At 71.4% G+C, this 21071-nt stretch carries 18 protein-coding genes; 8 read left to right on the forward strand and 10 right to left on the reverse strand.

What is annotated here, in order from left to right; translation table 11 throughout:
* Positions 1-38 precede the first annotated feature (38 nt).
* From J2X68_RS24180 to J2X68_RS24200, 5 genes are all read right to left on the reverse strand, one after another.
* Positions 39-1718 carry an alkaline phosphatase D family protein gene (locus J2X68_RS24180; protein WP_310434659.1) on the reverse strand — a complete coding sequence of 560 codons (1680 nt, stop codon included), beginning with the start codon at positions 1716-1718 and terminating at the stop codon, positions 39-41.
* A gap of 129 nt (positions 1719-1847) precedes the next feature.
* On the reverse strand, positions 1848-2276 hold the full coding sequence (locus J2X68_RS24185) for a hypothetical protein (RefSeq protein ID WP_310434660.1): 429 nt from the start codon (positions 2274-2276) through the stop codon (positions 1848-1850).
* 169 nt (positions 2277-2445) lie between these two features.
* Positions 2446-3288, reverse strand: a complete 843-nt coding sequence (locus tag J2X68_RS24190; protein ID WP_310434661.1) for a thioredoxin domain-containing protein — start codon at positions 3286-3288, stop codon at positions 2446-2448.
* Positions 3289-3399: 111 nt separating this feature from the next.
* Positions 3400-4092 (reverse strand): hypothetical protein, encoded by a 693-nt coding sequence (locus tag J2X68_RS24195; protein WP_310434662.1) that lies wholly within the window; start codon positions 4090-4092, stop codon positions 3400-3402.
* Between the two features lie 68 nt (positions 4093-4160).
* Positions 4161-5486: a DUF2252 domain-containing protein gene (locus J2X68_RS24200; protein WP_310434663.1), complete on the reverse strand. Its 1326-nt coding sequence runs from the start codon at positions 5484-5486 to the stop codon at positions 4161-4163.
* Between the two features lie 214 nt (positions 5487-5700).
* Between J2X68_RS24200 and dnaE the strand changes: the two genes are divergently transcribed.
* On the forward strand, positions 5701-9240 hold the full coding sequence (gene dnaE, locus J2X68_RS24205) for a DNA polymerase III subunit alpha (protein ID WP_310434664.1): 3540 nt from the start codon (positions 5701-5703) through the stop codon (positions 9238-9240).
* 135 nt (positions 9241-9375) lie between these two features.
* Here dnaE and J2X68_RS24210 read toward each other — a convergent pair whose 3' ends face one another.
* Positions 9376-9540 (reverse strand): hypothetical protein, encoded by a 165-nt coding sequence (locus tag J2X68_RS24210; protein WP_020129908.1) that lies wholly within the window; start codon positions 9538-9540, stop codon positions 9376-9378.
* Positions 9541-9763: 223 nt separating this feature from the next.
* Here J2X68_RS24210 and J2X68_RS24215 point away from each other — a divergent pair, with 223 nt between their 5' ends.
* The 4 genes from J2X68_RS24215 to J2X68_RS24230 all read left to right on the forward strand — a co-directional run bounded on the left by J2X68_RS24215 (position 9764) and on the right by J2X68_RS24230 (position 13715).
* On the forward strand, positions 9764-10987 hold the full coding sequence (locus tag J2X68_RS24215) for an NYN domain-containing protein (RefSeq protein WP_310434665.1): 1224 nt from the start codon (positions 9764-9766) through the stop codon (positions 10985-10987).
* Between the two features lie 107 nt (positions 10988-11094).
* Positions 11095-12069 carry an ABC transporter ATP-binding protein gene (locus tag J2X68_RS24220; RefSeq protein ID WP_310434813.1) on the forward strand — a complete coding sequence of 325 codons (975 nt, stop codon included), beginning with the start codon at positions 11095-11097 and terminating at the stop codon, positions 12067-12069.
* 94 nt (positions 12070-12163) lie between these two features.
* Positions 12164-12991 carry an ABC transporter permease gene (locus tag J2X68_RS24225; RefSeq protein ID WP_310434666.1) on the forward strand — a complete coding sequence of 276 codons (828 nt, stop codon included), beginning with the start codon at positions 12164-12166 and terminating at the stop codon, positions 12989-12991.
* A 34-nt stretch (positions 12992-13025) separates the two neighbouring features.
* Positions 13026-13715 carry a DUF2567 domain-containing protein gene (locus J2X68_RS24230; protein ID WP_310434667.1) on the forward strand — a complete coding sequence of 230 codons (690 nt, stop codon included), beginning with the start codon at positions 13026-13028 and terminating at the stop codon, positions 13713-13715.
* A 137-nt stretch (positions 13716-13852) separates the two neighbouring features.
* On the opposite strand, the gene ybaK is transcribed toward J2X68_RS24230, so the two are convergent.
* From ybaK to J2X68_RS24250, 4 genes are all read right to left on the reverse strand, one after another.
* Positions 13853-14353 carry a Cys-tRNA(Pro) deacylase gene (gene ybaK / locus J2X68_RS24235; protein ID WP_310434668.1) on the reverse strand — a complete coding sequence of 167 codons (501 nt, stop codon included), beginning with the start codon at positions 14351-14353 and terminating at the stop codon, positions 13853-13855.
* Between the two features lie 8 nt (positions 14354-14361).
* A complete protein-coding gene (locus J2X68_RS24240; protein WP_310434669.1) occupies positions 14362-15102 on the reverse strand; it encodes an LON peptidase substrate-binding domain-containing protein in 741 nt (246 codons plus the stop codon).
* A gap of 11 nt (positions 15103-15113) precedes the next feature.
* On the reverse strand, positions 15114-16160 hold the full coding sequence (locus tag J2X68_RS24245) for a hypothetical protein (RefSeq protein ID WP_310434670.1): 1047 nt from the start codon (positions 16158-16160) through the stop codon (positions 15114-15116).
* A gap of 133 nt (positions 16161-16293) precedes the next feature.
* The gene (locus J2X68_RS24250; protein ID WP_310434671.1) at positions 16294-17883 is read right to left on the reverse strand and encodes an oxidoreductase; all 1590 of its coding nucleotides are present in this window, start codon (positions 17881-17883) and stop codon (positions 16294-16296) included.
* Between the two features lie 168 nt (positions 17884-18051).
* Here J2X68_RS24250 and hisD point away from each other — a divergent pair, with 168 nt between their 5' ends.
* The 3 genes from hisD to hisB are packed head-to-tail and all read left to right on the forward strand — an operon-like array spanning position 18052 to position 21070.
* Entirely contained in the window at positions 18052-19377 is a 1326-nt protein-coding gene (gene hisD, locus J2X68_RS24255) for a histidinol dehydrogenase (RefSeq protein ID WP_310434672.1), read from the forward strand.
* Entirely contained in the window at positions 19374-20480 is a 1107-nt protein-coding gene (locus tag J2X68_RS24260; protein ID WP_310434673.1) for a histidinol-phosphate transaminase, read from the forward strand. Before hisD ends, J2X68_RS24260 begins: the two co-directional genes overlap by 4 nt.
* On the forward strand, positions 20477-21070 hold the full coding sequence (gene hisB / locus J2X68_RS24265; protein ID WP_310434674.1) for an imidazoleglycerol-phosphate dehydratase HisB: 594 nt from the start codon (positions 20477-20479) through the stop codon (positions 21068-21070). The genes J2X68_RS24260 and hisB overlap by 4 nt, the downstream gene beginning before the upstream one ends.
* Position 21071 lies beyond the last annotated feature (1 nt).

Consider the following 21071-nt stretch of genomic DNA (forward strand, 5'->3'; position numbering starts at 1 on the left):
GACGTGACGCGGCCCCGGGCGGGGGCCCGTGCCGCGCCCTAGACCGGGTCGTAGGTCCGTTCCACCTTCTGCGTGCCGCTGCGCGTGCGGTACGAGCGGGACCAGGCGGAGGTCGCGGTGCGGCTGGTCCGGTCGGACAGGACGTAGTAGTCCATCTGCGCGCGCTCGGCGGTGATGTCCAGGACGCCGTAGCCGTGCCGGTCGGTGTCCACGTAGTGGACGTGCCGGTTCGCGGCCCGGATGACCGGGGAGGCGATCGCGGTGAGCGTGCCCTCCGGGACCTTCACGATGTCGTCCAGGTTGTCCGAGGTCACCGAGGTGACCACGAACTCCGTGGCGGCCGAGGCCGACAGCGGGTAGGTCCCGGCGTCCACCGGCACGTCGTTGGCCCACGCCATGTGGATGTCACCGGTCAGGAAGACGGTGTTGCGGATCGCGTTCGCGCGCAGGTGGGCCAGGAGCTCACGGCGGTCGTCGGTGTAGCCGTCCCACTGGTCGGTGTTGAGGGCTATGCCCTCCTGCGGGAGGCCCAGCAGCTTGGCGAGCGGCTTGAACAGGTCCGCGGAGAGCGCGCCGATCGCGAACGGCGAGATCATCACCGAGTTGCCGACCAGCCGCCAGGTGGTGTCGGAGGACTTCAGCCCGGCCTTCAGCCAGTCGAGCTGGGCGCGGCCGGTGAGCGTGCGGTCCGGGTCGTCGACGGTGCCGTTGCCGACGGCGGCCTGCTGCGAGCGGAAGGACCGCAGGTCCAGCAGGGACAGATCGGCGAGCTTGCCGAAGCGCAGCCGTCGGTAGGTGGTGCCGGCGATGGCCGGCCGGACCGGCATCCACTCGAAGTAGGCCTGCTTGGCTGCCGCCTGACGGGCGGACCAGGCCCCCTCGGCGCCCTCGGTGTGGTTCTCGGCGCCACCGGACCAGGTGTCGTTGGCGAACTCGTGGTCGTCCCAGATCGCGACGACCGGCGCCTTCGCGTGCAGGGCCTGGAGGTCCGGGTCGGTCTTGTACTTGCCGTGCCGGGTGCGGTAGTCGGCGAGGGTGAGGATCTCGTGCGTGGGCGCCGTCTGCCGGACGACGGTCCCGCGCGTGCCGTACTCGCCGGTGCCGTACTCGTAGATGTAGTCGCCGAGGTGCAGCCAGGCGTCCAGGTCGCCGCGGGCCGCGAGATGACGGTACGAGGAGAAGTAGCCGGCCTCCCAGTTGGCGCAGGAGACCACGCCGAAGCGCAGGCCCGGCACGGCCGCGTCCGCCGCCGGCGCGGTGCGGGTGCGCGCCACCGGGGAGTCGGTGCCGCCGGCCGAGAAGCGGAACCAGTAGTCGGTGGCGGGCGCGAGACCGCGGATGTCGGCCTTGACGGTGTGGTCGGTCGCTGCGGAGGCGGTCGTCGAGCCCTTGGCGACCACGTTCGTCAGCGCCTTGTCGGTGGCGACGACCCAACTCACGTCGGTGGCCGGGCCGAGCCCGGAGCCGGGGGTCGCCTCGGGGACGGGTGTCACCCGGGTCCACAGCAGGACGCCGTCGGGCAGCGGGTCGCCGGAGGCGAGGCCGTGCAGGAAGACGGGGGCCTCGGCGGCCCGGGCGGGCAGCGCGGCGGCGAGCGGGCCGGCCAGCACGGCGGTGGCGGCCACGGCCTTGAGCGCCGTACGGCGGCGCGGCGACAGCGAGTTGGGGCGCTCTGACGAGGTGTCGGCGCTCTCGGAGGATCTGTATCGACTGGTCACGGACGATCAGATTACTGACCAGTACGACAGAAGAGCGGCCGAACTCCCAAAAGTTCGCCCGCTCTTCATGCCGGTTGATCCCTGCCCGCCCCTCCAGCGATGGCAGCGGCGGTCAAGAGCCGCTGAGCATCAGGCAGTAGCCGATCCTCGGAACATGTTCTTCGGGGATCCGCCTGCCCCATCCTGGTGCCAGGTGATGACTGTGACCTTTTGGCCTTCCGTCAGGTTCTTGTTGCCCTCGGCGCAGGAGTTTCCCGAGCCGTTCGTGTCCTGAATCCGGAGTACGTGGCTTCCGCTGGAGTCACCCCACTGGACTTCCAGAACCGCCCGGTGTCCATCTGCGTAGTTGTCGCGGACTTTCCAGTGGTCGCCGTCGTGGTAGAAGTAGCCGTCTGCGTGCTCAATGGTGGTGCAGCCCAGGGCTCCACAACTCTCGCTGTATGACTTGAGATGAAGATTGGTTCCCGCGAAGGCCGGTGCGGCACTGAGCGTTACCACTGCCGCGGCCACGCCGGCCCCCGTCAACGCGCGCTTGATGTTGCTGCTCCAGTCGGTCAACTTGGAGTCACCCCGATTTCCACTTGTTCTTCCGTGATCACCCCACCCGAACAAACGTGCGAATATTCGGGTGGGGTGATCACGTTGCTGTGGAGATCGGACGTCGAACAAGGTCATAAACAGGCCGACGAGGCTGAGCCTGCCTGTCTTTGTGGGTTCGAAGGTGGGATCAGTCCTTGAGTGCTGCCGTGATCGCCGTGGTGAAGTCGGCCACGGTCATCGGGGCGTTCTGGCCGCCGGAGTCGGTCAGCTTCTTGCCGTCCATGACCAGGGTCGGGGTGCCGCTGACGTCGTCCTTGTTGGTGTCGAAGGTCTTCGACATGGCCAGCGCCCACGCGTCGTACGTACCGTTCTTGACGGCGGTCTGGAACTTCGTGTTGCCCTTCAGAGCGGGAACCGTGTCGGCCACCTCGATGAGATAGCTGTCGCTCTTGAACTTGTCTTCCGACTCTTCCGGGTGCCACTTTGCCGAGTAGAGCGCAGTCTTGTACTCCAGGAACGCCTCCTGGCTGACGTTCAGCGCAGCACCCATGGCGCTCATCGCGTTCTTGGAGCCCTCGCCGCGCGAGCCGATCGTGCCGTCCTTGAGCTGGTCGCCGTCCAGGAACGTGCCGCCGACGTACTGGATCTTGAACTTGCCGGCGTCGAAGTCGGTCTTCACCGCGGGACCCACAGTCTGCTCGAAAGAGGCGCAGACCGGGCAGCGCGGGTCCTCGTACATCTTGAGGACCTTCTTGGCCGTGCTCTTGCCGAGGATGACGGTCGTGCCGTTCGTGCCTGACGTGTTGGCGGGAGCGACGACCTTGGCGTCCTTGGCCTCCTCCCAGTAGCTCGGCTTGTTCGCCTGGACGACGGCGTAACCTATGCCGCCCGCCAGGGCGAGCACGCCGACGACCGAGCAGGCGACGATGATCTGCCGCTTGACCTTGGCGCGCTTGGCCTCGCGCTCGCGCTCGATGCGCAGCCGCTCCCTGGCCGCCGTCTTCGCCGCCGCGCTGTTCCGCTTGCTCATGGTGTTCTCCAAAGGGGCGCGCACGGATGCCGTACGCGGAAGTTCGTGTGGGGACTGAGGGACTGGGGGTGGTGCTCGGGGTGCCGGGCCCGCGCAGACGTGAGGGTCTGTTCAGGCCGCGGCGGGCGAGCACGGCGGTCCACGCCGTCCCAGGGAGTGCACGAGAATCCGCTCGCGGACGGTGGTCGACCGGCGGACGGGCCGCGGCAGGCGGCGGGCCGCCGGGGCGCGTCGCACGGTCACGGCGGCGACGGCCAGCAGCAGCGGCCGGAACGTGGTCGCGGTCGCGGCCCGCAGCAGCTGGGCCAGCGCCCGCTCGCCCCGGCGCAGCCAGGCGGCCGCGATCAGGCCGACGCAGACGTGCGCGCCGAGCAGCAGCCACGCGGCGGCCGGGTCGGGGTGGGCGAGGAGCCCGCCGAGCTGGTCCGGGTCGGTGCCCGTGACCTGGGCCAGCGGGGTGCCGACGGGTGTGCCGTCGCCGCACAGCACGTCCCAGCCGACCGAGGCCAGCGGGCCGGCGACGGGGCCGCCCGCCCGGCCGTAGCAGACGTGCTGGCCGGTGGTGAAGACCGTGTCGGCCGCCAGCTCCAGCGGGATCAGCACGGCGGCGATCCGCCCGAAGCCGCACTCGCGGCCCGCGAGGACGTACGCGAGGGCGAACACGGCGGCCGCGACGGCGGCCACCGTGTTGAGCGGCAGCGGGGCCCGCGACAGCAGCACGTGCGACGCGGTGCTGAGCGTCACGACGCATGCCGTGAACAGCGCCGCGCGTACGGCTCTGAGGCGGGTCCCGGATATGTCCATAGCGGAGGAGAGTGTGTCACGTGCTCCCGTAGGAGGCCCCTAAAGGGTCCCTGTGAGAACGCGGACCGTCACAGACCTGGAATACGGCCGTTGCGGAACAGGTCGACGAAGATCTGGTGGTCGGTGCGCGCGCGGGCGCCGTAGGTGTGCGCGAAGTCGACCAGGAGCGGCGCGAAGCCGTCCTCGTCGGCCGCGATCGCCGCGTCGATGGCGCGCTCGGTGGAGAAGGGCACCAGGGACTCGCCGGAGGTGTCGTCCGCCGCCGCGTGCATGGTGGCGGTGGCCCGGCCCAGGTCGGCGACGACGCCCGCGATCTCCTCCGGGTCGTCGATGTCGCCCCAGTCCAGGTCGACCGCGTACGGCGAGACCTCGGCGACCAGCTGCCCCGCGCCGCCCAGCTCGGTCCAGCCCAGCCACGGGTCGGCGTGCTGCTGGAGGGCGCGCTGGGAGATCACCGTGCGGTGACCCTCGTGCTGGAAGTAGTCCCGGATCGCGGGGTCGGTGATGTGCCGGGAGACGGCCGGCGTCTGGGCCTGCTTGATGTAGATCACGACGTCGTTCTCCAGGGCGTCGCTGTGGCCCTCGAGGAGGATGTTGTACGACGGCAGGCCGGCCGAGCCGATGCCGATGCCCCGGCGGCCGACGACGTCCTTCACGCGGTAGGAGTCCGGGCGGGCCAGGGAGGTCTCCGGCAGCGTCTCCAGATAGCCGTCGAAGGCCGCGAGCACCTTGTAGCGGGTGGCGGCGTCCAGCTCGATCGAGCCGCCGCCCGGCGCGAAGCGGCGCTCGAAGTCACGGATCTCCGTCATCGAGTCCAGCAGCCCGAAGCGGGTCAGCGAGCGGGCGTCGCGCAGCGCGTCGAGCAGCGGGCCCTGCGCGGTGTCCAGGGTGAAGGGCGGCACCTCGTCGCTCTTGGCGCCGGTGGCCAGCGCGTGGATCCGCTCCCGGTACGCGCCCGCGTACACCTCCACCAGCTCGCTGATCTGCTCGTCGCCGAGCGCCTTGGCGTAGCCGATGAGGGCGATGGAAGCGGAGAAGCGCTTCAGGTCCCAGGTGAAGGGGCCGACGTACGCCTCGTCGAAGTCGTTGACGTTGAAGATCAGCCGGCCGGTCGCGTCCATGTACGTGCCGAAGTTCTCGGCGTGCAGATCGCCGTGGATCCACACGCGCGAGGTGCGCTCGTCGAGGAAGGGGCCGCCCCGCTTCTCGGCGTCCACATCGTGGTAGAAGAGGCCGGCGGTGCCCCGGTAGAACGCGAACGCGGAGGCCGCCATCTTCCGGAACTTCACCCGGAACGCGGCCGGGTCGGCGGCCAGGAGCTCGCCGAACGCGGTGTCGAAGACGGCGAGGATCTCCTCGCCGCGGTGCTCGTCGTTGAGCTGCGGAACCGACATCGCTGGTGCCTCCTGGTGCATGACATGTACGACAGCGTTTCTGTCGCATCCAACGGGCGGGGGCGGACGAAAGTGCCCGCGGCCCCACCCGTGAAGGTACGTGGGGAACGAGCCCGGGTGTCAGTCGCGAGGCATAGACTTCGACGCTGTCCCCCGGACCGCCCGCAACCTGTGGGACACCTGTCGACGCATGTTCCCCTTGGAGGCCGCAGCCGTGTCAAAGCCGCCGTTCACGCACCTGCACGTCCACACCCAGTACTCGCTGCTGGACGGTGCCGCGCGGCTGAAGGACATGTTCAACGCGTGCAACGAGATGGGCATGACCCATATCGCCATGTCCGACCACGGCAACCTGCACGGGGCGTACGACTTCTTCCACACCGCGAAGAAGGCCGGAGTCACCCCGATCATCGGGATCGAGGCGTATGTCGCCCCCGAGTCGCGGCGCAACAAGCGCAAGATCCAGTGGGGCCAGCCGCACCAGAAGCGCGACGACGTCTCCGGTTCCGGCGGCTACACCCACAAGACGATCTGGGCGGCCAACGCGACGGGCCTGCACAACCTCTTCCGGCTCTCCTCGGACGCCTACGCCGAGGGCTGGCTCCAGAAGTGGCCCCGGATGGACAAGGAGACCATCGCCCAGTGGTCCGAGGGGCTCATCGCCTCCACCGGCTGCCCCTCCGGCGAGCTCCAGACCCGGCTGCGCCTCGGCCAGAAGGAGGAGGCGCTCAAGGCGGCCGCCGACTACCAGGACATCTTCGGCAAGGACCGGTACTTCCTGGAGCTGATGGACCACGGCATCGAGATCGAGAGCCGGGTCCGCGACGGCCTCCTGGAGATCGGCAAGAAGCTCGGCATCCCGCCGCTGGTCACCAACGACTCGCACTACACGTACGCGCACGAGGCGACCGCCCACGACGCGCTGCTGTGCATCCAGACCGGCAAGAACCTCTCGGACCCGGACCGCTTCCGCTTCGACGGCACCGGCTACTACCTGAAGTCCACCGACGAGATGTACGCCATCGACTCCTCGGACGCCTGGCAGGAGGGCTGCGCCAACACGCTCCTGGTGGCCGAGCAGATCGACACCACCGGCATGTTCGAGGCGAAGAACCTCATGCCGAAGTTCGACATCCCCGACGGCTTCACCGAGGTCACCTGGTTCAAGGAGGAGGTCCGCCGGGGCATGGACCGCCGCTTCCCGGGCGGCGTCCCCGAGGACCGGCAGAAGCAGGTCGAGTACGAGATGGACGTCATCATCCAGATGGGGTTCCCGGGCTACTTCCTCGTCGTCGCCGACTTCATCATGTGGGCGAAGAACCAGGGCATCGCCGTCGGTCCCGGCCGTGGTTCCGCGGCCGGCTCGATCGTCGCCTACGCGATGGGCATCACCGACCTCGACCCGATCCCGCACGGCCTGATCTTCGAGCGGTTCCTCAACCCCGAGCGCGTCTCCATGCCCGATGTCGACATCGACTTCGACGAGCGCAGGCGCGTCGAGGTGATCCGGTACGTGACGGAGAAGTACGGCGCCGACAAGGTCGCCATGATCGGCACCTACGGCAAGATCAAGGCGAAGAACGCCATCAAGGACTCCGCGCGTGTGCTGGGCTACCCGTACGCGATGGGCGACCGCCTCACCAAGGCCATGCCCGCCGACGTCCTGGGCAAGGGCATCGACCTCAACGGCATCACCGACCCCTCGCACCCGCGCTACAGCGAGGCGGGCGAGATCCGCGCGATGTACGAGAACGAGCCGGACGTCAAGAAGGTCATCGACACCGCCAAGGGCGTCGAAGGACTGGTCCGGCAGATGGGTGTGCACGCGGCCGGCGTGATCATGTCCAGCGAGCCGATCGTCGACCACGCCCCGATCTGGGTGCGGCACACGGACGGCGTGACCATCACGCAGTGGGACTACCCGCAGTGCGAGTCGCTCGGCCTGCTGAAGATGGACTTCCTCGGCCTGCGCAACCTGACGATCATGGACGACGCCGTCAAGATGGTGAAGTCCAACAAGGGCATCGACCTCGACCTGCTGGCCCTGCCGCTGGACGACCCGAAGACCTTCGAACTCCTCCAGCGCGGCGAGACCCTCGGCGTCTTCCAGTTCGACGGCGGCCCCATGCGCTCGCTGCTGCGCCTGATGAAGCCCGACAACTTCGAGGACATCTCCGCCGTCTCCGCGCTCTACCGGCCCGGCCCGATGGGCATGGACTCGCACACGAACTACGCGCTCCGCAAGAACAAGCTCCAGGAGATCACCCCGATCCACAAGGAGCTCGAGGAGCCGCTCGAAGAGGTCCTCGCGGTCACCTACGGCCTGATCGTCTACCAGGAGCAGGTGCAGAAGGCCGCCCAGATCATCGCCGGGTACTCGCTCGGCGAGGCCGACATCCTGCGCCGCGTGATGGGCAAGAAGAAGCCCGACGAACTGGCGAAGAACTTCACCATCTTCCAGGCCGGCGCCAAGAAGAACGGCTACAGCGACGAGGCGATCAAGGCCCTGTGGGACGTGCTGGTCCCGTTCGCCGGCTACGCCTTCAACAAGGCGCACTCCGCCGCGTACGGCCTGGTCTCGTACTGGACCGCCTACCTGAAGGCGAACCACCCCGCCGAGTACATGGCCGGACTGCTCACCTCGGTCAAGGACGACAAGGACAAGTCGGCCGTCTACCTCAACGAGTGCCGGCGCATGGGCATCAAGGTGCTCCCGCCGAACGTCAACGAGTCGGTGCACAACTTCGCCGCGCAGGGCGACGACGTGATCCTCTTCGGCCTCGAGGCCGTGCGCAACGTCGGCACCAACGTCGTGGAGTCGATCATCAGGAGCCGCAAGGCCAAGGGCAAGTACGCCTCGTTCCCCGACTACCTCGACAAGGTCGAGGCGGTCGCGTGCAACAAGCGCACCACGGAGTCGCTGATCAAGGCGGGCGCGTTCGACACCCTCGGGCACACCCGCAAGGGCCTCACCGCGCACTTCGAGCCGATGATCGACAACGTGGTCGCGGTCAAGCGCAAGGAGGCCGAGGGCCAGTTCGACCTCTTCGGCGGCATGGGCGAGGAGGAGACGAGCGAGCCCGGCTTCGGACTCGACGTCGAGTTCACGACCGACGAGTGGGAGAAGACGTATCTGCTCGCCCAGGAGCGGGAGATGCTCGGTCTGTACGTCTCCGACCACCCGCTCTTCGGCCTGGAGCACGTGCTGTCCGACAAGGCGGACGCGGGCATCGCCCAGCTCACCGGCGGCGAGCACGCGGACGGCGCGGTCGTCACCATCGGCGGCATCATCTCCGGTCTCCAGCGGAAGATGACCAAGCAGGGCAACGCCTGGGCGATCGCGACCGTCGAGGACCTCGCGGGCTCCATCGAGTGCATGTTCTTCCCGGCGACCTACCAGCTCGTCTCGACCCAACTTGTCGAGGACGCCGTCGTCTTCGTCAAGGGCCGCCTGGACAAGCGGGAGGACGTGCCGCGGCTCGTCGCCATGGAGCTCCAGGTCCCCGACCTGTCGAACGCGGGCACCAACGCCCCGGTGATCCTCACCATCCCGGCCACCCGGGTCACCCCGCCGATGATCAACCGGCTGGGGGAGATCCTCACGCACCACCGGGGCGACAGCGAGGTCCGAATCAGGCTCCAGGGCCCGACCAAGACGACCGTCCTGCGGCTGGACCGGCACCGGGTCAAGCCGGACCCCGCGCTGTTCGGCGATCTGAAGGTGCTGCTCGGCCCGTCCTGCCTGGCCGGCTGAGCGCGGCGGGCACGAAGGACACGTCGTTCCCCGGAACACCCGGCGGACGACAGGGCAGGACACGCGCGAGGGGCGCATCCGGTACCGGATGCGCCCCTCGGTGCGTCCGGGCCGTCACGGCCCGTCGCCCGGCTGTCAGTTGTGGCCGAAGCGCTTCTGCCGGCCCTTGCGGGCGACATCGGCCGGCGTCACCTGTGCGATGCGCTGCTCGGCCTGCGACTCCATCGAGGACTGCTGGGCCGCCTGCTGGCCACGCTCGGACTGCGGCTGTTTACGCTCCTGCTTCTTGTTCTTGGCCATGGTGATCTGCCTCCTGGGGGGATCGGGGGGCCATCGACGGGACCAGACTCACATAGGCTGACTTACAACGCATTTCGGATAATTACCGTCTGTAACAGGGGTTGTCGGAGCGGAAGCTCCCGAAACGCCACGCCGAAGATCGAGTTCCGGCCGTTAACCTCCGCGCCGTCGGGCAGACTCGAAGAAGGCCCGATGCAAACCTCCCGGAAAGAGGGTGAGTCGTGTGGACCGCTGCATCGTCCTGGTGGACGCCGGGTATCTGCTGGGGGCCGCCGCCAGCCTCCTCGCCGGGGAGCCCTCGCGATCGAGGATCACCGTCGACCACAACGCCCTCGTCCAGGGTCTGCGCGAACAGGCCGAGTCCGAGACCGAGCGGCCGCTGCTGCGCATCTACTGGTTCGACGGCGCCCCGGACCGCGTTCCCCAGCCCGAACACCGCAGACTGCGCGTGATGCCCCGGGTGACCGTCCGGCTGGGCGCGCTGACCCGCAGCGACGGCCGCTGGGCCCAGAAGGGCGTCGACGCCGCCATGCACGCCGAGCTGACCGAACTGGCCCGCAACCGCGCCTGCTCCGACGTCGTCCTCGTCACCGGCGACGGCGATCTGCTGCCCGGCATGATGGCTGCCAAGGAGCACGGCGTCGCCGTCCACCTGTGGGCCGTCCAGGCCGCCGACGGCGACTACAACCAGTCCGAGGACCTCGTCGCCGAGGCCGACGAACGACGGGTCCTGGACCGCACCTGGATCACCAAGGCCGTCCGCGCGAAGGAACTCGCCGGCACCTGCGCGTCGCCGCCCGCGCCCCGGCCCGAGATCGCCGCGATCCTCTCCGCGCCGCTGCCCGACTCCGGCCTCGCCCGCCCCGCCGAGCGGGGCCCCGAGGAGACCGAGCACGCCTCCGCGGCCGGCGCCTCCGAGAACGGCGCCGAGGAGCGGGCGCCGGCGCCCAAGGGCGGTGTGCCGACCCCCAAGGACCTGGCCGCGCTGCGCGCCCCCGGCGCGCTGGCCGTCCAGCACCCCACCACGGCCACCCTGCGCTGGTCCTCCGACAAGGGGTGGGTCGACCGTCCCGGGATCCCCGCCGAGCCCTCCGAGGTCGCCGCGATGCCGACGCTCGCGCAGCTCACCACGGCGGAGCAGCGGTGGGCCGACCGCGAGGAGGACATCACCACCGTCGGCGGCGACCCGTACGAGGTGGGGCAGGTCTTCGCGCGCCGGTGGATGGCGCGCCTCGGCGAACAGGGCCAGCTCCAGAAGCTGTCGGGCATGTACCCGCGCATCCCGCACCGGATCGACGGCGAGCTGCTGAGATACGCGGCCCGCTTCGGACTCCTCGCGCACAAGGACGACCAGATCGACGAACACGACCGGTACGCCATCCGGGCGGGATTCTGGCGCGAGATCGACGTGCGGACCGCCGCCGAGCACGCCCCGGCGGGGGACTGAACCCCCCGCGGGAGACGCCCCGACGGACAGCGACGGTCCGTGACCCCGTAGGCTCGTCCCTTGTGAGTAAGCGCGCGGCACCGCCCATTCGGCACCGGGACGAGGTCGTGTGTGCCGTGCGCGGGCTGACCAAGACCTATCCGGCCGTCCGCGGCCGGCGCGGCACTCCCGCGACACCCGAGGTCCGGGCCACCGACGACGTGCACCTCGACATCCGGCGCGGTGAGATCTTCGGGCTGCTCGGGCCGAACGGCGCCGGGAAGACCACCCTCGTACGCCAGATGACCGGGCTGATGCGGCCCGACACGGGCAGCGTGGAGATCCTCGGCCACGACATCGTGCGCCACCCCGAGCGGGCCGCGCGGATCCTCGCGTACCTCGGGCAGGAGTCCACCGCCCTCGACGACCTCACCGTCTCGCTGGCCGCCGAGACCACCGGACGGCTGCGCGGCCTCGACGTGCGCACGGCGCGCCGGGAGCGCGACGCCGTCCTCGACGAGCTGGGGCTCACACCGATCGCCGGACGTCCGCTGCGCAAGCTGTCCGGCGGGCAGCGGCGGCTGGCCTGCTTCGCGACCGCGCTGGTCGGGGAGCGGTCCCTGCTCGTGCTGGACGAACCGACCACCGGCATGGACCCGGTGGCCCGGCGGGCCGTGTGGGCCTCCGTCGACCGGCGGCGGGCCGAGCGCGGGACGACCGTGCTGCTCGTCACCCACAACGTCATCGAGGCGGAGACCGTCCTCGACCGGGTCGCCGTCATCGACCAGGGCCGGGTCATCGCCTGCGACACCCCCACCGGGCTCAAGGAGCAGGTCGCCGACGAGGTGCGGGTCGAACTCGTGTGGCGGGAGCGGGCGCCGCTGGACGTGCCCGAGGTCGCCGCGCTGCGCGAGCGGGCCGTGGAGTCGGGACGCCGCTGGACGCTGCGGCTCGCGCCCGACGAGGCCCGCGCGGTCGTCGCCACCGTCACCGGCGGGGCCGCCTTCGCCGCCCTGGACGACTTCACGCTCGCCACCCCCAGCCTTGAGGACGTCTACCTGGCGCTGGGCGGGGCGGCGCGGCAGGGACTGGTGCGGGCATGAGGGCGGCGGGAGCGCCGGGCGCCGAGGTGAGCGCGCGAGCCTCCGCGCCCGTATGGCACGGTAGGGGAACCGTAGGGAAGAGGAGCAACGTCACGTGAGTGTCGTACCCGCCGAGGTTCTGCCGGGAAGCGCCCGGGCCGCCGCACCGACGGCCCCCCGCGCCACCGCCGCCGAGCTGGCCCCCCGCGCGCGGCTGTGGCCGTCGCTGGTGGCCGTGTACCGGGCGCAGCTGTCCCGGGCCCGGGTGGCGCGCATCCCGCTGCTGTTCGTGGCGACCTTCCAGTCGGTCGGCATCCTGATCATGATGCGCGGTGTGGTCGACGGCGGCCGCGAGGCGGAGGCCGTGGTGGCGGGCTCCGCGGTCCTCGTGGTCGCGTTCGTCGCGCTGAACCTGCTCGCGCAGTACTTCGGGCAGCTGCGGGCGAGCGGCGGGCTGGACCACTACGCGACCCTGCCGGTGCCGCCGGCCGCCGTGGTGCTCGGGGCGGCGGGCGCGTACGCGTCCTTCACCGTGCCGGGCACGCTGGTGACCGCGGTCTTCGGATGTGTGCTGTTCGGGCTGCCGCTCACCCATCTGTGGGTACTGGTGGCCGTGATCCCGCTGGCCGGCGCCGCGCTGTCCGGGCTCGGCGCGGCCTTCGGGCTGCTCGCGCCGCGGCCCGAGCTGGCCACCGTCCTGGGGCAGCTCGGCATGTCGGCGGCGCTGCTGCTGGGCGTGCTGCCGCCGGACCGGATGCCGGAGGCGGTGCGCTTCGCCCGCGATCTGCTGCCGTCGACGTACGGGGTCGAGGCGTTCGCCCGGACCTTCCGGGCCAGTCCCGACTGGGCGTTCGTCCTCGGTGACCTCGCCGTGTGCGCCGGGGTCGGCGTCGTTTCCCTGGGCGTCGCCACCTGGGCGTACCGCCGGGCCGCCGTCCGGTGACGCGCGGCACAGGCGCGCCTGGCACGATGTCAGAGTGACCGCACCGCTGACTCCGCCTCCGCCGCCGCACGAGCCCTCCCCGCACACGGCCTGGCCGCCGCCGCCCGGCGGGTACGCGGGGGTGGCCACCGCGCCCCACGACGTCGCGTACGGACAGGACGGGCCCGGCATGAAGACCGAACTGCGCGAAGCCGCCGTCATCACGGTGGCGGTCGCGGTCGCCGGGGCGCTGCTCGGGCTGCTGTGGGTGTGGCTGGCGCCGAAGGTGCCGCTCGTCGGCGAGCTGGTGGACGACAACTGGGTCGTCTACTTCAAGGACACCGAGGGCGAGCAGGCGATCGGCGTGGACGGGACGTTCACGCTGCTGGCCCTGGCGTGCGGGGCGGTGAGCGCCGTGGCCGTGTTCCTGTGGCGGCGGCGCGGCGGAGTGCCGCTGGTGATCGCTCTCGCCGTCGGCGGGTTCCTCGGCTCGCTGCTGGCGTGGCGGCTGGGGGTGTGGCTGGGACCCGAGTCCGATGTGATCGCGCACGCGCGCTCGGCGGGCAAGGGGGTCACCTTCCCGGCGCCGCTGAAGCTCGGCGCGAAGGGCGCGTTGCTGGCGTGGCCGTTCGCCGCGGCGCTGGTGCATCTGGGGCTCACGTCGCTGTTCGGGCCCCGGGACCCTGATCCGTATCAGCTGCAGACGAGTGTGCCCAAGGACGGGTACGGGTCGCCGATGGGCTGAGGGAGGGGTCCGCCCTCAGCCGGCCTGTCCCCGCCCTTCCCGCCCGTTCCCGTCCCGGTCGCAGCGCCCGGGGGCTCCGCCCCCGGAACTCCCGGCAACGGCCCGTTGGCCCCGGCCCCGGGAGCCGGACGGGCTGTTCAGGCGCGGGCGATCCCGGACAGGACCGCCCCCGTGAGGCCCGCCAGATCGGCCGGGGAGAGTTCCACCTCCAGGCCCCTGCGGCCCGCCGAGACGCAGATCGTGGAGTGGGCCGTGGCCGAGGCGTCCAGGACCGTGGGGAGCTTCTTGCGCTGGCCCAGCGGGGAGATGCCGCCCCGGACGTAGCCCGTGGTGCGCTCCGCGAGCGTGGGGTCGGCCATCGCCGCCCGCTTCCCGCCCACCGCCGACGCCAGGGCCTTCAGGTCCAGGGAACCGGCCACCGGGACCACGGCCACCGTCAGGGCGCCGTCCACGTCCGCGACCAGCGTCTTGAAGACCCGGTCGGGGGAGACGCCCATCGCCTCGGCCGCCTCCTCGCCGTAGGACGGGTGGCTCGGGTCGTGGTCGTAGGCGTGGACGGTGAAGTCCACGCCCGCCGCCGTCAGGGCCACCGTCGCGGGCGTGCCCGCGGACTGCTGTTTCTTCGGCTTCTTCGCCATGCGGGCCTTCAGTTGAGACTGGTCGGGCCGCGCGTCAGGTCCGACGCGGGCAGCGAGGGCAGGCTGCGGATGATCGCCGTCTCCGCGCGCAGCAGCCTGAGCTCGTCCCGCAGGCGGGAGGCCGTGTCGGGGGCCTGGAGCAGGCGCTGCTTGGTCGGGGTGTCCAGCATCATCGCGGCCGCCACCAGGTACGACACCACCGACGGGTCGTCCGGGAGGTCCGCGCCGGTGGTCAGTGAGCGCTCGCGCGCTCCCGCCAGGCGCTTCTGGTACTGGCGGAAGGCCCGCAGCACCCCCTCCGCGAGCGCGCCCGCCTCGTCGCCCGGGTCCTCGGGCAGTTCCTGCAGCTCGGCGGTGAGGAACGGGCCCGACGCGTCCACCGACAGCAGTTTCACGCGGGTCGTGCCCGTCGCCAGCACCTCGAAGGTGCCGTCGGCGCGCTCGCGGATCGTCGCCGCGTCGGCCACGCAGCCGACGTCGTGGAACGCCTTGAGCGGGGCTTCGCCGAAGCCGGCCGCGGGGCCGCGGTCGGGCAGCGCGGTCTGGTCGGGCAGGCCGGGGGAGCTGGGGGCCACCTCATGGCCGTCGCGGACGGCCACGACGGCGAACCGGCGCGATTCGTCCTCGGGGGTCTTCAACAGATCGCGCATCATGGCGCGATAGCGCTCCTCGAAGACGTTGAGCGGAAGCACGAGCCCCGGGAACAACGCCGAGTTCAGGGGGAAGAGCGGCAGACGGACGGTGGTCACGACGCAGAAGCCTAGTGGTCCGGGGCGTGGGCTCGTCCGCCGTGCCCGATCCCTGGACTCCAGGGCGGCCGCTCGGACGGCCCCGAGCGCACGTCCTCGCGTACCGCCAGGAAGTGTCCCAGCGGGTCGTCCGACAGCCGGTCCCAGGGGAACGACGTGGCGTACGGGCCGATCAGGCGCAGCTGCGTGAGGGCCTCGTCGTGACGCTCCAGGCGGACCAGGACGTACGTCAGCACGTTGCGGATCTCGGCCGGCCACGGGTCGCCGGACGGGAAGCGGGCGGAGAGCGCGAGGGCACGGTCGGCCGCCGCGTCCAGTCGCTCGCGCGGCACCTCGGGCCCGCAGCCGTCGGTCAGGTACGCGAAGGCGGCCCGGGCCGGCAGCGCCTGGACGAGGGAGCCGGCCGGCGCGTCCTGCGCGGCGCGGTCGGCGAAGTCGAAGCACTCCCGGTGGGAGCCGTGCCACGACTCGGCGAGATAGCGCTTGGCGGCCACATGGCAGCCGTAGTGGTGCGGTGCGCGGCGGACCGCCGCCGACCACAGCTCGCCGAAGTACTTGTGTCCCGCACGGGTGCCGCGCGCGTGGTCCAGGGCGATCCGCCACGGCACCGGATCGCGGACGTCGCTCTGCGCGGCGGCCGTGATCAGCGGGCTCACCTCGCGCAGCAGCTCGGCCCGGGCCGGTGAGCGCCAGGCCCGGTCCACCGCGAGCTGGGCGGCGACGAGCAGCACGTCCGGGTCGCGCGGGGCGGCGGCGCACCAGTCCTCGAACCACTCCGAACGCGAGTGCGCGAAGGACGCGAGCCGGGTCGCGTACCGGTCCCGGTACTCCCACTCGGCGCGTTCCCGGGTCTCCGCCATGAGCCGGGCGGCGGGCGCGTAGGCGCCGAGCCCGGCGGCGACCAGGGCGGGTCCCAGCCGGTCGTCGGGCACGTCGAGGAGCACCTCGTCGTCGGCGGGGAGCCCGGCGGCGCTGTGGGGGGCGGCGGCGTTCCGTGCCGTCCGGGAGGCCCGGGAGGCGCGGATGAACGGGGGCAGCAGAGCCATGGTGCCGACCATTGAAAAGCCGCGGGTTCAGATTGCGCCAGAGGGTTCCGGCACCTTCACGAAAGTTGTACACCCCAAGGTCAAGGGGCGGTAAAAGGTGACCGTCCGCCGACCGCCCGGCAACCGTCGGTGAGCCCGCCGCCGGTCAGCCCCGGCGCAGCAGCCGCGTGGCCCCCGCCGCCACCGTCGTCGCGAGGATCCAGCCCAGCAGGATCAGCGCCGCGGACAGCCACTGCCAGCCGCCGCGCAGCTGCCACTCGCCGACCTGCCCGAGGTCGATGACCGGCAGCAGCAGGTCGAGGGCGAAGAGGGCGGGATTCCAGGGCGGGTGCCCGTCCCGGTGGACGGGCGGATGCGCGGCGTGCGCGAAGGCCAGCGAGCCCGCCGCCCACAGCACCGCCATCCACACCGCCGCGCGGCCCGGCCGGTACCCGTAGGCGACCGTCCAGTCCTGGACGTAGCCCCAGAGCTTCGCGGCCGGCGGCAGGGTCTCGCGGCGCCGCCGCTGCTTGGCCAGCAGCACCTCGCGGGCGTCCTCGTCCTCCCCGCCGGCCCGCAGCACCGTGGCCAGCCGCTCGTACGGCTCCGGGGCGTACTCGGCGGTCGCCGCGGCCACCCAGCGCAGCCGCTCGGCCAGCGGGAACGGCCCCTGCGGCACCAGGTTCTCGTAGGCGAAGCCGCCCATGTGGACGCTGCCGGGGCCCGGCCACGCGCTCGCCCGGTCCACCAGGTTGATCACCCGGGCGCCCGACAGCACCACCTTGCCGCGCGGCGGCCGCTCCCCGAGGAAGCGCAGCTCGGGCGTCTGCACCCGGCGCAGCGACAGCTCCTGGTCCTCCAGAAGGACGAACCGGGCCCGCTCCAGGTCCACGGCGTCCCCGAACCGCCCGTCGTCCAGCCGCAGCCCGCCCCGGCACTCGAAGCGCTGGATGCGGGTCCCGCGCGCGGGTGTCGTGCCGCTCAGCGCCTGGCCGCCCACGCCGGCCGGGGTCAGGTACAGCGAGCGCTCCACCGTCAGCTGGGGCGCGTTCAGCGCGAGCCGCGCGTACGGGTTGGACAGCCGCGCCCCGCGCAGGCTCAGCGACACGCCGATCTTGGCGCTGCGCAGGCTCAGCTCGCCGTGCGATTCGAGCAGCTCGGCCTGGAAGTCCTGGCCGACCGTCAGGCCGTCGGCGGCGATCGAGCGGCCGCTGCGGTCGCGGTCGACGATCGCCTGGTTGAGCAGCAGGTCCGTGCCGATGTGCGCGTCGGTCAGCCGCACGCCGTTGTGGAAGCGGCAGCGGGGGAGGTGCAGATCGCCCTCCGTGTGCACCCGGGCCGCCTCCAGCCGCGGCACCGAGCAGTCCACCATCCGCAGGGTGGTGAACCGCGCCTCGGGCAGCAGCACCTCGTGCTCGAACCGGCAGCGCTTCATCTCCAGGTACGGCACCACCGTGCCGCCCGCGAGGTCCAGGGTGCCGCTGATCTGCACCCCCGCCAGTTTCAGCGAGGCGACCCGGCCGGCCAGCGCGGGCGGCCCGGCCAGCAGCAGCCAGGCGACGATCCGCGCCCGCACGGTCCGCGACGCGCCCCACGGATGCCCGCCGTGCGGGTCGTCGACGACCGTGTCCCCGCTGCTCAGGTCGTACACGCTGCCGTTGCGGAAGGCCTGCCACATGCCGGCCTCGGCGGCGGTCAGGTCGTCCGGCAGATCCCCGGGATCGTCTCCCGCCCGGCTGCCCACACCCTCGGTCACACCCCTCACCTCCCTCGCCACTCACCGTGTTCGCACAGCTGTTCATGCCCGGTGAGTGACGCCCCGAACGCCGGGCGTGAACGTGATCCTCCGGATTCCGGCCAGGTTCTGTATCAGCCATTGATACGCGCGGACGACGCCCGATCCCGGTCTGAGAGAATTGACGGCGTGATCTCCCGAATCGATCTGCGCGGCGACGCCCTCCCCGAGGGCCCCGCCCTGCGCGACCTGCTGCCCCGAGCCGACTTCGACGTCTCGGCCGCCCTCGAGAAGGTGCGTCCGATCTGCGAGGCCGTGCATCATCGGGGCGACGCGGCGCTGATCGACTTCGCCGAGAAGTTCGACGGGGTCCGGCTGGAATCCGTACGCGTCCCGGCGCGGGCGATCACCGACGCGCTCGAGCAGCTCGACCCGGCGGTCCGCGCGGCCCTGGAGGAGTCCATCCGCCGCGCCCGTCTGGTCCACCGCGAGCAGCGCCGTACGACCCGCACGACCCAGGTCGTGCCGGGCGGCTCGGTCACCGAGAAGTGGGTGCCGGTCGACCGCGTCGGTCTGTACGCGCCCGGCGGACGGTCGGTCTACCCGTCCTCCGTCGTCATGAACGTCGTCCCGGCCCAGGAGGCCGGCGTCGAGTCGATCGCCCTCGCCTCGCCGGCGCAGGCCGAGTTCGGCGGTCTCCCGCACCCGACGATCCTCGCGGCGTGCGCGCTGCTCGGCGTCGACGAGGTGTACGCGGCCGGCGGCGCGACCGCCGTCGCGATGTTCGCGTACGGCACCGAGTCCTGCCCGCCCGCCGACATGGTCACCGGCCCCGGCAACATCTGGGTCGCCGCGGCCAAGCGCTACTTCACCGGCAAGATCGGCATCGACGCCGAGGCCGGCCCCACCGAGATCGCGGTCCTCGCGGACTGCACGGCCGACCCCGTGCACGTCGCCTCCGACCTGATCAGCCAGGCCGAGCACGACCCGCTGGCCGCCGCCGTCCTGGTCACCGACTCCGTCGAGCTGGCGGACGCGGTCGAGAAGGAGCTGGAGCCGCAGGTCGCGGCGACCAAGCACGTCGAGGACCGCATCGTCCCGGCGCTGCAGGGCCGGCAGTCCGCGATCGTGCTCGTCGACGGCGTGGACGAGGGCCTGCGGGTGGTCGACGCGTACGGCGCCGAGCACCTGGAGATCCAGACGGCCGACGCGGCCGCCGTGGCCGACCGGGTCCGCAACGCGGGCGCGATCTTCATCGGTCCCTGGGCGCCGGTCTCCCTCGGCGACTACGCGGCCGGGTCCAACCACGTGCTGCCCACCGGCGGGTGCGCCTGCCACTCCTCGGGCCTGTCCGTCCAGTCCTTCCTGCGCGGCATCCACATCGTCGACTACACACGGGACGCGCTGGCCGACGTCGCGCACCACGTGGTGACGCTGGCCGAGGCGGAAGACCTGCCCGCGCACGGCGCGGCGATCAAGGCGCGGTTCGGATGGAAGGTTCCCGAGAGCAAGTGACCGGCATCGACGATCTCCCCGTACGGGACGAGCTGCGCGGCAAGTCCCCCTACGGCGCGCCCCAGCTGGACGTCCCCGTGCGGCTGAACACCAACGAGAACCCCTACCCGCTGCCCGACGCACTCGTCGAGCGGATCACGGAGCGGGTGCGCGAGGCGGCCCGCGACCTCAACCGCTATCCGGACCGGGACGCCGTCGAGCTGCGCACGCGGCTCGCCGCGTACCTGACGGACACCTCCGGCCACCCGGTCGGCCCGGCGAACGTTTGGGCCGCCAACGGCTCCAACGAGGTCATCCAGCAGCTGCTGCAGACCTTCGGCGGACCGGGCCGCACCGCGATCGGCTTCGAGCCGTCGTACTCGATGCACGGCCTCATCGCGCGCGGCACGGGCACCGGATGGATCTCGGGCCCCCGCAACGAGGACTTCACCATCGACATCGCGGCCGCCGAGAAGGCCGTCGCCGAGCGCCGCCCCGACGTCGTCTTCATCACCACCCCCAACAACCCCACCGGCACCGCGGTCCCGGCCGAGACGGTCCTCGCGCTGTACGAGGCGGCACAGCGGGCCAAGCCCTCGATGGTGATCGTGGACGAGGCGTACATCGAGTTCAGCCACGGCGACTCCCTGCTGCCGCTGCTCGAAGGTCGGCCGAATCTCGTCGTCTCCCGCACCATGTCGAAGGCCTTCGGCGCGGCCGGTCTGCGCCTCGGCTACCTCGCCGCGCACCCGGCGGTCGTGGACGCCGTCCAGCTCGTCCGGCTGCCCTACCACCTGTCGGCCGTGACCCAGGCGACCGCGCTGGCCGCCCTGGAGCACACCGACACCCTGCTGAAGTACGTCGAGCAGCTCAAGGCGGAGCGGGACCGGCTGGTGAGCGAGCTGCTCGCGATCGGCTACGAGGTCACGGCGTCCGACGCCAACTTCGTGCAGTTCGGCCGGTTCGAAGACGCCCACGCGGTCTGGCAGCAGATCCTCGACCGGGGCGTCCTGGTACGGGACAACGGCGTGCCCGGCTGGCTTCGGGTCACCGCCGGAACCCCCGAAGAGAACGACGCGTTCCTCGACGCGGTCCGTGATGTGAAGAAGGAGCAGAGGCCATGAGCCGCGTAGGACGTACAGAGCGCACGACGAAGGAGACGTCGGTCCTCGTCGAGATCGACCTCGACGGCACCGGCAAGGTCGACGTGTCGACCGGCGTCGGCTTCTTCGACCACATGCTGGACCAGCTCGGCCGGCACGGTCTGTTCGACCTGACCGTGAAGACCGACGGCGACCTGCACATCGACTCCCACCACACCATCGAGGACACCGCCCTCGCGCTCGGCGCCGCCTTCAAGCAGGCCCTCGGCGACAAGGTGGGCATCTACCGCTTCGGCAACTGCACGGTCCCGCTGGACGAGTCCCTCGCCCAGGTGACCGTCGACCTCTCCGGCCGGCCCTACCTCGTGCACACCGAGCCCGAGAAGATGGCGCCGATGATCGGCGAGTACGACACCACGATGACCCGGCACATCCTGGAGTCCTTCGTCGCCCAGGCGCAGATCGCGCTGCACGTGCACGTGCCCTACGGGCGCAACGCGCACCACATCGTGGAGTGCCAGTTCAAGGCGCTCGCCCGGGCCCTGCGCTACGCCTCCGAGCGCGACCCGCGCGCGGCGGGCATCCTCCCCTCCACGAAGGGCGCCCTGTAGC

This window comes from Streptomyces sp. 3330, from assembly GCF_031456635.1.
Classification (GTDB): domain Bacteria; phylum Actinomycetota; class Actinomycetes; order Streptomycetales; family Streptomycetaceae; genus Streptomyces.